The sequence below is a fragment of the Psychrobacillus sp. 05T411 genome, assembly GCF_056396485.1.
Window position 1 is genome coordinate 1 of record NZ_JBFTLO010000051.1, and the last position, 11,065, is coordinate 11,065.

General features: G+C 36.1%; 10 protein-coding genes. 4 read left to right on the forward strand and 6 right to left on the reverse strand.

Going from position 1 to position 11,065, the window contains the following annotated elements; translation table 11 throughout:
• Nucleotides 1-123: 123 nt before the first annotated feature.
• Nucleotides 124-861 (reverse strand): hypothetical protein, encoded by a 738-nt coding sequence (locus AC1DFT_RS20305; protein ID WP_478161409.1) that lies wholly within the window; start codon nucleotides 859-861, stop codon nucleotides 124-126.
• A gap of 1 nt (nucleotide 862) precedes the next feature.
• The gene (locus AC1DFT_RS20310) at nucleotides 863-1,567 is read right to left on the reverse strand and encodes a hypothetical protein (protein ID WP_478161411.1); all 705 of its coding nucleotides are present in this window, start codon (nucleotides 1,565-1,567) and stop codon (nucleotides 863-865) included.
• 204 nt (nucleotides 1,568-1,771) lie between these two features.
• On the opposite strand from AC1DFT_RS20310, the gene AC1DFT_RS20315 reads away from it, so the two are divergent.
• From AC1DFT_RS20315 to AC1DFT_RS20325, 3 genes are read left to right on the forward strand one after another with little or no spacing between them, the layout of a single operon-like run.
• Nucleotides 1,772-2,542 carry an isocitrate lyase/PEP mutase family protein gene (locus AC1DFT_RS20315; RefSeq protein ID WP_478161413.1) on the forward strand — a complete coding sequence of 257 codons (771 nt, stop codon included), beginning with the start codon at nucleotides 1,772-1,774 and terminating at the stop codon, nucleotides 2,540-2,542.
• Nucleotides 2,543-2,564: 22 nt separating this feature from the next.
• Nucleotides 2,565-3,131: a bifunctional transcriptional activator/DNA repair enzyme AdaA gene (locus tag AC1DFT_RS20320; RefSeq protein ID WP_478161415.1), complete on the forward strand. Its 567-nt coding sequence runs from the start codon at nucleotides 2,565-2,567 to the stop codon at nucleotides 3,129-3,131.
• Complete coding sequence (locus AC1DFT_RS20325) at nucleotides 3,128-3,616, forward strand: methylated-DNA--[protein]-cysteine S-methyltransferase (protein ID WP_478161417.1); 489 nt, start codon at nucleotides 3,128-3,130, stop codon at nucleotides 3,614-3,616. The genes AC1DFT_RS20320 and AC1DFT_RS20325 overlap by 4 nt, the downstream gene beginning before the upstream one ends.
• Before the next feature lie 43 nt (nucleotides 3,617-3,659).
• Here the strand turns inward: AC1DFT_RS20325 and AC1DFT_RS20330 are convergent, their stop codons facing one another.
• The 4 genes from AC1DFT_RS20330 to AC1DFT_RS20345 all read right to left on the reverse strand — a co-directional run bounded on the left by AC1DFT_RS20330 (nucleotide 3,660) and on the right by AC1DFT_RS20345 (nucleotide 9,766).
• A complete protein-coding gene (locus AC1DFT_RS20330) occupies nucleotides 3,660-4,586 on the reverse strand; it encodes a DUF2971 domain-containing protein (RefSeq protein ID WP_478161419.1) in 927 nt (308 codons plus the stop codon).
• Nucleotides 4,576-6,612 carry a bifunctional diguanylate cyclase/phosphodiesterase gene (locus AC1DFT_RS20335; protein ID WP_478161421.1) on the reverse strand — a complete coding sequence of 679 codons (2,037 nt, stop codon included), beginning with the start codon at nucleotides 6,610-6,612 and terminating at the stop codon, nucleotides 4,576-4,578. The genes AC1DFT_RS20330 and AC1DFT_RS20335 overlap by 11 nt, the downstream gene beginning before the upstream one ends.
• Nucleotides 6,613-6,706: 94 nt before the next feature.
• Nucleotides 6,707-8,764 (reverse strand): bifunctional diguanylate cyclase/phosphodiesterase, encoded by a 2,058-nt coding sequence (locus AC1DFT_RS20340; RefSeq protein WP_478161423.1) that lies wholly within the window; start codon nucleotides 8,762-8,764, stop codon nucleotides 6,707-6,709.
• A gap of 243 nt (nucleotides 8,765-9,007) precedes the next feature.
• Nucleotides 9,008-9,766 carry an SDR family oxidoreductase gene (locus AC1DFT_RS20345; RefSeq protein WP_478161427.1) on the reverse strand — a complete coding sequence of 253 codons (759 nt, stop codon included), beginning with the start codon at nucleotides 9,764-9,766 and terminating at the stop codon, nucleotides 9,008-9,010.
• A 150-nt stretch (nucleotides 9,767-9,916) separates the two neighbouring features.
• Between AC1DFT_RS20345 and AC1DFT_RS20350 the strand changes: the two genes are divergently transcribed.
• Nucleotides 9,917-10,528: a TetR/AcrR family transcriptional regulator gene (locus AC1DFT_RS20350; protein WP_478161425.1), complete on the forward strand. Its 612-nt coding sequence runs from the start codon at nucleotides 9,917-9,919 to the stop codon at nucleotides 10,526-10,528.
• Nucleotides 10,529-11,065: the final 537 nt, after the last annotated feature.

An 11,065-nucleotide genomic window follows, 5' to 3' on the forward strand; every position in this document is an offset into this window, starting at 1 on the left:
CCACTGGCCACTGGTTATAATATAACCAGTGGTTAGTTATGTGTCAATATTCAGCCATTTCACAGATTTTCTAACTAAACCCGAGGCCATATGAAAAAACCCCAAAATTTTTGGGGGTTTTAGTTATTCTAACTCCGATTCATTGATCCACAAAACATTTTCAAGGTCGATCACATCATTCCAAATGGAATTTCCATTTGATAATTCGAGTGGATCCATTACTTTTTCGGATTTATCATAAGGCAACCAATGAAAAGTAAAGTATTGTGGATAATTCATAAAGTTAGTAAATAAGTCTGTCTCGTTTGGTGAAAGCTTATTTTCTGACTGAATGACAGAAATCCATTCATTTGGCATTTGCATACTACCATATGGTCTTTCTGAAATTTTTATTTTTTCTTCCATTTGTAGGCCTGGAAAGTAATGTTCCACATTGTTACTCACATGATAGTTCCTTCTCTTCATCAAGTAAAACTTCATGAAATCAACATTAGACTGCTCTGAAAAGTTCCACACTATTTGATAAGAAGATGGATCTTTTTTGTCTGTCTTCCATACTATGGGATGTCCGGCTGTGGCAATATAGACTATTTTCCATTTTCCATTTTTCCATTCCCATAAGCTTATTCCATTAGCGTTCGCATCTGAAATAAAGGGAACATATACATGCTGCTCATCTAGGAAAAAAGTATTTTGGAAAACTTCTGCACCGGCTTTCGGAAAAACACTGTTTATCTCATCTAAAACTTGCTCATCAGAAGGAAATGGCTTTGGTTCCAAAAAAGAGAATGAGTAAACGATAACTACCACAAATATAACTCCAACAACTCCTATAAAGCTCCAAAATCTTTTTTTCGTCATATTATTTTTCCTCCTCTATAAGTAATTCGTCGGATTGAAAATAATACTGCTTGTTCGGAGCTGCTATTAAAAGTCCTTTTCCATCTCTTTCGATATAAATAGTTGGAGCTAATCCGCTTCCCCATTTTGGTAAGGTATCTATAAGTAAGTATGGGAATCGTTCCTTCCTTTTCCCAGTCCCTGCCTCCATATAGGTTTCCGTATACCATTCATCACTAAAAAATGTTTTAGGTTTTAAATTATGTATTTGCTTCTGCAGGTTTTCTTTCACTAGCATATGCTCTTTTGCAGATGGATGAATGGCAATAACTGACTCATTTTCTATGTTTGAAATATATGTTAGCGGTTCATTTTCTGGATAAACTAGGTGATCGATAGGTATAGCAATGAATGTAGTGCTCAAGAAAATGAAATTAGCCCAAAAGCCAAGCCATGCAAAAGGTCGATATTTCTTCCAGCGTCCGTCTTTTCTTTTTAAAAATGCGTACAAGATCCATACGCCCAGTGGTAAAATTGCAATCTGAAGGAGTGTATCGAATGCATTCCAATTAATCGAAAATGAAAAGAGGCCTACTAGGATAACAATAAGCATTTTCCAAGCTTTTGGCTTTTCCAATTGTTTTTTATAGAGGTGAAATGCCAGTATCCCAACGATTAACCAACCCAGTATAGATGTTGCTATTTCTATGATGTTTCCATTCCACAAGAATATCATCCCCCTCATTTCCTCAAATTCGACAAAACTTCCAGTATTACCTTCAAAGCTTATGTAAAAAAGGCGTTACCCTCGAATATTCCGAATAGGAATACTCAATGAAAATAACTTATCACTCCTTTCAGACCATAAGCGCAAGAAAAAGGACGAAAACAGCAGTTCTAACTTGCTAAGATGAATCTAGGAGGTATAAATATGAACAACATTCAAAGATTCAATCAGCTTCATCAATCTACCGAGCCATTATTTTTAGGTAATGCATGGGACCTACTGTCAGCTTTAACTTTAGAAAAAGCTGGTTTCCAAGCAATCGGAACTACTAGTTGGGGAGTAGCTAATTCACTTGGTTTAAAAGACGGAGAACTAGTCGATTTTGATCGGCATTTACGGATTATTCGAATCATTACTAAGCATGTCACTGTTCCGGTTTCTGCGGATATTGAAGCTGGTTACGGAGATACTGTAGAAACAATAGTCCAAAATGTTTTAAAGACAGCAGACGTCGGGGTCGCGGGTATAAATATAGAAGACTCCCTCAAAAAACAAGAGGGTTTAAGAGATATCTCCCAGCATGCAAAGCTTCTATTCGAAATAAGAAATGCTTTAGAACACAGTGGTTTTAAAGATTTCTTCATCAATGCTCGAACGGATACGTATCTCCAAAAGAAAAACCCTCTTTCGGTAACGATTGAACGAGGAAAGGCATACGTGGATAGTGGGGCAAGCGGAATTTTCGTTCCTGGTGTGACGCTAGATGAGGATATTAAAGAAATTTCATCGAAAATAAAAGCCCCACTGAATGTTTTATCTTTACCTGGACTAACTGATTGTAATAAGCTTAAAGCATTAGGAGTGCAACGATTTAGCTTTGGTAATGCATTATCTGATAAAGTCATTGCTTTTATGGAAATGAATGCTACACAATTATTAGCTTTAAAAGATACAGCACATTTGTATGAAGATTAAACTAGAAAGGACAGGAAGATGTATGCCAGTTATGATCAATCTTACATTTGAAGAAAAGTGGGAAAAAATTATTGCTTGCGACCAGACATATGATGGACTATTTTATACCGCTGTGAAGACAACTAGAATCTATTGCCGGCCTTCCTGTCGCTCTAGAAAACCAAAGAAACAAAATGTAGAGTTTTATCTGGATAAAGAAAAAGTAGAAGAGGATGGTTTTCGCGCTTGTAAAAGATGTAAACCAGAAGTGCTTCATTCTCCTAATACGCAATTCGTTCAAAGTGTTATTACATTCTTGATCAACCATTCAAATGAAAAAGTTCTGCTGCAAGACATAGCAAATCACGTTGGAGTAAGTACTTATTATTTGGATCGTCTTTTCAAACAAGAGACCTCTGAAACTCCACGTATGTATTTAGAAAAAGTAAGAATTGATAAGGCGGCACACTTGTTGAAACATACAAATAAAACAAATTTAGAAGTTTGCTATGAAGTTGGCTTTCAAAGCACATCTAACTTTTACAAAGTATTTTTTCGTTTTAAAAATTGTACTCCGAGTGAGTACCGAAAGAAGGTGGCTGTTATATGAGTAAACTATTTCAAGTAGATTATCAAACTCCCATTGGGGTTTTAGAAATCGTCGGTACGGATGAATCAGTCCATTCTATCCTTTTTGCAGAGCAAGATGTGATCGTACATCCATTAACAGAGGAAACTCCTACGGTGCTTAAAGAATGCTACGTTCAGATGGATGAATATTTTAAAGGGGATCGGCGAGAATTTTCATTTTCCTCTATTAGCGTAGGTACAGAATTTCAAAAAAGTGTGTGGAATGCGTTAACCACTATTCCCTATGGTGAAACGGGATCTTATAAAGACATTGCGATTAGCATTGGAAATGAAAAAGCCATTCGTGCAGTAGGAAGTGCAAACGGCAAAAATAAGCTAAGTATCGTAGTTCCTTGTCATCGAATTATCGGTTCTGACGGAAAACTAACTGGATATGCAGGTGGCTTGTGGAGAAAAGAATGGTTACTTGCGCATGAAAAAGGTATTACTAGACTTCCAATTTGATTGGGGGTCTTTTTTCTTTGATCCCGTTGCTGATTTATCCTCATTAACGGTATGGTATATGTGAAATTTTTATTGGAACGGTTGGATACCCTACATTTTTCAAATAATATTTAAGGCTTCTTGCCGTGAACTCATTCGTTCCGGAAGGTCCTACTGTTAGTTGATTGATTGGGAGTTTGTTATCATTTTGCGTCACTTTGTTATGTGTTAACAATTCGATATATGGCAAAATGATATTATCGCGGGCGCGGAATTTTAGTTCGTGCTGATAGGGCATGCTTTTGGAGTTAGTTACGATGATTCGCCATTCTTTTTCTTCAGAGAACGTAGAATGCTTAAAGAGTGGCAGGAAATATCCGATTGTTCTAGCGACTTCTTTCGGAGTATATGCTGGTTTTGCGGTATTCATTTCTGTCCTAACTAATGCGATTTCGATAATGCGGTGGATTACTTGCTCTTGTAATTGATGATTGTAAATGACTTTTCGCGGGAAAAAGTTTTCTTCGCTTAAGTGAAAGGATACGTCAAAAAGAGCAGCATAGTCAAAGCCAATAGATACACCATGTTTGCTACGACTATACCCTCTCCATTGACTAAGTAAATCTTCACTTTCACAAAAAGATACGACAAAAATATCGGTATCTTGTTCCTCTAATATTGTAAATACTTCTTCCAAATAGGCACGTCTTGGATTTTCTTTCGGAAACTCCTGTATTAAGTTTTGTACAATCGCTTCACATATTTCCAAGCCGTGGCTATATTCTTTGGAATCATTCATAAACTTTATATGGGAAGCCCAAAACGTTTTATTGCTAATAATCCCTTGGGCTCCTTCTAAATTTGTATAATGATACAATGCAGTAATATCTTTCGTAAAATGCTTTTTGAACTCTTTACTAATGAATGGAATAAGCGACCTGGAATCGATTGATCTGTTGTTCATTTCTGATTTAAACTGTTCATTCGACATCTTTATTCCTCCACTCTTCTAATTCCTTTGACTTCATCGGCTTTGCAAAATAATATCCTTGGATAATTGGATCTTTACATGTCGCGACTAAAAACTCTACTTGTTCTTTCGTTTCGACTCCTTCAAATACAATGCTTAAGTTCAATGACTCTCCAAGCCCTATAATCGCTTGAATAATCGAAGAATCCTTTTTCGAATGTGGGATTTCATCGATAAACGACTTGTCTATTTTTAACGTAGATATTGGCATTTGCTTTAAATAAGATAAAGAAGAGACCCCTGTTCCAAAATCATCCAATGCTACGGAGAATCCTTCTTGGCGAAGAACGCTTACTGCACGCATCGCTTCCGCAATATTTTTCACAAAAGTCGTTTCTGTAATTTCTAGCTCCAACTGGGCTGGTTTTATATCATAATCTTTTAATGTATGCTTTAATACTTCCAATAATCTCGGGGAGGTGACATATTGCCCTGGAATATTAATGGCTACTTGACCATAAGGGATTTTCTCCACCTTCCAACTGGAAATTTGACGACAGACAAGCTTAATAATCCAATCCGTTACATCCATCATTCGATCATGATCTTCTAAAATAGGAATAAACACGCCTGGGGAAAGCATTCCATAGATGGGATGATTCCACCTTAATAATGTTTCGACTCCCATTATTTCATTTGTTGACATGCTAACTTTTGGTTGAAATACAAGATAGAGCTCCCCTTTAAGCATTGCACCAAATACATCATCTGCAATTTCTCTTTCAAACGTATACGTATGAATAGTCGGATCATATGTTACTACCTCATGGGTGTACAAAACGGATGGATGATTTAATACACTTAGTGCATTTGTATATATGCTCGGTGCTTCCTTGTAATTGTAAGCTTTTGAAATTGCACATGTCGATTGGATCGTCACTTCCTGATTACCAATAAAAAACGGCTGGCCAAGTATTTCCGCCACTTTCTCCATTTCTTCTTGCATTTGCTTTTCGTCATACATATCCTTTGTTAAAAAAGCAAAACGATTGCCTTCTATTCGATATAAATCTACCATTTTGGAAGTAGATGACTCTAACAAACTGGCCACTCGTTGGATAACCTCGTCACCAAATTGATAATCATACTCTCTATTCACTTTTTCCAAGTCATGTATATGCCAAATAGCTAAATGCTCAGGAAATACTGGTTTTCCTAACTTTTGCTCAAATAAACGACGATTAGGTAATTTAGTTAACACATCAAAGTAATTAGCTCGGTATTCTACATAACGATCTACCAGACTAGAAAATAGTAAAGACCCAAGTAAAACAATCATTCCTATAGTTACACTTACTGCGACCCCACTCATATCCATCATATGCATTTGATGGATATCTGCGGTAAAATCATTCGGAACGTAAAAGGTAATAGCTGCCATCCCAGTGTAATGCATACTGGAAACAGCAAGTCCCATAACGATAGCAGTTATAAGCTGGATAAATTTATTCACTACATAACGATGGAAACCAGAAAATATATACACTGCTATAACAGAAACAATTACTGCAATAACGATAGATGCTATAAAAAGTGCTTTATCATATGCATAAAGAATATCCATCTCCATTGCATACATTCCGATGTAATGCATGGAAGAGATGCCTACTCCCATTACAACTCCAGCAAGTATATATGTCCAATAGGTTCTATTCGAAAGACTAGCAAAATAAAATGCAAAAAAAGATGCTACCATTGCTGGTATTATAGATACAACTGTTAACAATTTATGGAAACGCATTTCTACAGGCAATGAATAGCCACTCATGCCTATAAAATGCATCGACCATATTCCAAACCCCATTGCTATAGAGGCTAGTACTAACCATATGTTTCGATGAATAAAACCATTTTTCTGTGCTCGATCGTTCATGGAAATCGCTGTGTAAGAAGAAACTACTGCAATAATAACCGATAATAGGACAAGTGGAATGGAATAACTTCCATGTAATTCTATAAAATTGTCTCCAGGAGGAGTCGTGAACATGCTCGTCACTCTTTTCTTCATATACAATATTGTTGATAAATAATCACCCTCTTTGTATCGACAAGTTGATTATTTTCTTTAGATGTCATAACTCTTAAGTTAATTGAGGACTTTTGTTCGAAACTTCACTATTTGGATGTAAAAATTCGTGGATCCAGCCAATTAGTTCATTAGATTTCATTGGTTTTGCAAAGTAGTAACCTTGTATTACAGGAGTCCCACATGCTGTCTTTAGAAAATCCACTTGACTCTTTGATTCTACACCTTCAAAAATAATAACTAAATCCAAAGACTCACCTAGTCCAATAATCGCTTTAATAATAGAAGAGTCTTTTTCCGARTACGGAACTTCGTCGATAAATGATTTGTCAATTTTCAAGGTAGATATAGGTATTTGTTTCAAATAAGACAATGAAGATACCCCTGTACCAAAATCATCAAGTGCTACGGTAAAGCCTGCTTGTTGGAAATTACGTACTGCTTTCGTTGCTTCCTCCATATTTTTCATAAAGCTTGTTTCGGTAATTTCTAATTCGATTTGCTGTGCTTTCGTCTTATAAGCAGAAATTGTAGCTTGCAAGACGTTCAATAGTCGCGCGGAAGTGACGTATTGACCTGGTATATTAATGGCTACTTTCGGTATGATTAGTCCCTCTTTTTCCCATTCTGAAATTTGTTTACATACACGATCGATTACCCAATCTGTTACCTCAATCATTTGATGATATTCTTCTAAAATAGGTATAAATACGCCTGGTGAAATAAACCCATGGATCGGATGATTCCATCTAAGTAATGCTTCGACTCCAGTGATTTCATCCGTTTTTCCATTTACTTTCGGCTGATATACAAGAAACAGCTCTTCGTCACGCATGGCTTTTGTAATACTTTCTGCAATTTCACGATCGAATGTATATGTATGTATAGACGGATCAAAATGGAGAACGTCGTGATTATACAGAATCGATCGATGATTTAATACGGCAAGCGCATTAATATAAATATTTGCAGCTTCCTCCTTATTATTTGCTTTAGATATAGTACATACCGCTTGCAGAAAAACTTCTTTCTCATGAACGACGAGGGGTTGTCGAAGCACATCGGATATGCGATCCATTGATTGTTGTAAGTGAACGGAGTTTTTTACTAAAAAGGCAAATCTATGACCTTCTATTCTATAAAGTTCCGCCTTCGGAGGTGCAAATTTTTTAAAAATAGAAGCAAGATGTTGAATTACTTCATCTCCAAATTGATAATTATGCTCTCTATTTACATGATCCAAGTCATGTAAATGCCAAATAGCAAGATATTGTGGAAAGTCATGTTTTTTTATTTTTAGTTCAAATAGTCGACGATTGGGGAGATTAGTTAATATATCAAAATTCACTGCTTTATATTCTATATATCTATCTACCACAGTTGATAATATTAATATCCCCAGTAAAATAACCATTCCAATTGTAATATTAACTACTAGTAAATCCATATTAATCATTCGAAAGGCAGAAGGGGTTGGATAAAAGTTTTTAGGAATATAAAAACGAATCGATGCCATGCCAATATAATGCATACTACAGACGGCTATGCTGAGAACGATTGAAGCTAGTAGCTGAGAAAGCCGAGAACCTTTAATATTTCCATATATCCAGTTTGAAAAAATGGAAAATATAAAGGTAGCAATTATGGCAAGAGCTAGTACTACAACATTTACTGTATAATAAGCTTCTATTTTCATAGCAAGCATAACAACGTAAAAGGTAACAACAGTTCCAATACCCATTATTACTCCTGAAAGATGCTTCAACCACGATGGCCTTGCCGTTCGTTTTGCTATATAAAATGAAAGAAATGACGCGAGGAGTGCTGGAACAATAGAGATTACGGTTAGAAAACGATCGAAACGAAAAGCTATTGGTAAAGAAAAAGCAAACATTCCTATAAAATGCATGGACCAAATTCCAAATCCCAATGCAATAGCACCTAATACAAACCACACATTTTGCGGGAATATAGTGTGATATTCCGTACGATTGTTCATTTCTAATGTTGTATAGGAAGCGATACAAATTAAAAAGAATGAAATAATTACAATTGGTATTGAGTATTCAACATCTAGGCCGATTACATTTGATAAATCGCCATTTCGATACACGATTACCACCTCTTTTAATGGATAATTATACTAAAACTATACCATAATCCCCGACTATTCATAGTAAATTATAGGTAAATAATACAGGATAAAACGGGGTAAAAGTAGGTCGTTCCTAACCAACAAAAATAGCTTAAGGAACCAGAGAAAATAGGCCAAAAATGATTTGCTCAAAGCAAACCAAGTTTTAATACTTATATAAAAAAAACGACCTCTCTCCAGAAAGGTCGTTAAAACTTAATATTAATACGCTGTCCAGCCAGCATCTGCTGTTATTACCGTTCCATTTACAAAACTAGACTCCTCTGAGGCAAGGAATAATGCAACTTTTGCAATTTCTTCTGCTTTGCCGTTGCGTGGATTAAGTGCTAGTCCAGCCTGTGTTCGTCCAATACCAAATGCATTAATATTTGTCATCGACGAACCAATATTGGTTTCAACTCCACCAGGTGCAATTGCATTACATCTGATGCCTTGTGGCGCATACATAAATCCTGTGTTTTTCGTAAATCCAACTACTGCATGTTTAGAAGCAGTGTAAGTTGCCCCAGCACGTGCACCATATAATCCACCAGCCGATGCAACGTTCACAATAACACCTTGTTGTTTTTCTAAGAAGATTGGCATTACTTTACGTGTTGCACGCATGACACTCGTTGTATTTACCGCAAAGATTAGCTCCCATTTATCGTCTTCGATATCACCAGCTGCTTCAAAGTTATCCATAATACCAGCATTATTTACTAAAATATCAACAGTTCCATATTCGCTAACTGTCGTATCAATGAGATTTTGAATATCCTCTTCTTTTGCCACATTCGCTACAACAGCGATTGCTTCCCCACCATTTGCTTTAATTTCTTCTACTGTTGAGTTTGCAGATGCTTCATTTATATCGGAAACTACTACTTTTGCTCCTTCTTTTCCATATAAGGTTGCAATTTCTTTGCCCATCCCTGATCCTGCTCCTGTTACTACCGCTACTTTGTCTTGAAGTTTCATTTTCATCTACACCCTTCCTACTTACTTATCAGTTTTATTGAACAGATGTACAATAAGTTCTTTCAATTTATAGTATAATCAATGTACACTACGCCATTCAATCAGCAAAAGGGGCAATTATTGTCCCTTAACATACAGTGGAGGCCTAAAATGTCTACTAAATCTTTTTATCAAGATAGAAGAATTAGAAAATCGAAAGCAGCTTTGCAAGAATCGCTTATTTCTTTAATGAAAGAAAAAGACTTTAAAGAAATATCAATAACTGATATTGTGCAAACTGCTGATTTAAATCGGGGTACATTTTATAAGCATTATCAATATAAAGAAGAGCTATTAGAAGAAGCTATCGACGATGTAATTAAGGATTTGATAGATTCTTACAGAGAACCTTATCAAGATGTAGAGGTTTTGATTGTAAGTAACTTGTCCTCTTCTACTATTAAAATATTTGATCATGTGGAGAAGCATTCTAACTTTTATTCATTGTTAGTTAAATCGAACGTATTATTTGAATTACAAAAAAGAATTTGTGATGAATTAAAAAAACTTGTATTACAAGATATCACTAATCATCCATCGCAAAATCATATTAATGCCAATCTTATTGCAAGTTACCAAGCACATGCCATTTGGGGACTGATTAGTGAATGGATTCAAAGTGAGTTTATTTATTCTTCTACTTATATGGCAGAGCAACTATTAGCTATTCTTCATTCAAATGCTTCTAACAACACGTATAAAATTACGGAACAAAAGTGCTAAAGCACCTACACATCCCTAGATATGATAAATAAAAATAATAAATATTAATGTAATACCGCACATAATAGGGAAACTGCGACGTAGTGCATTGACTAGTGACCGCTAGGATTTCCGCTACAGGACGGACGCTTTCCGTGGGGCGAGTGATGAGCCTTCACCGCCGCTTGCGCGTACGTTGTGAAGTCTCATCTTACTCAGGTAGAGGAACAAAGGCTAAGAACGCCACATCGTGTGGCAACGCCTTCGTGACCAACATCGTGTTGGCCTCCATTGGAGTCGCCGCCTGCAGCGAAAATCAATGRAAATGGCTAAATTATTGAGATCCCATATTAACAATAAATGGTTGAACGTGACAATAAGATAGCTGAACACGACAAACTAGTCGACTAGATGCAGCCCAGGTGTGTTCGGCGGGCTTTAGGACATATAATTCCTATAATAGGTCGGAATTATAGTTGTCTCACATCAAGTAAAGAGCCATTTTGAGAATTGGTTGCTTTCACGAGTAATTTGGTTGCTCTCGTGCTGATTTAGTTG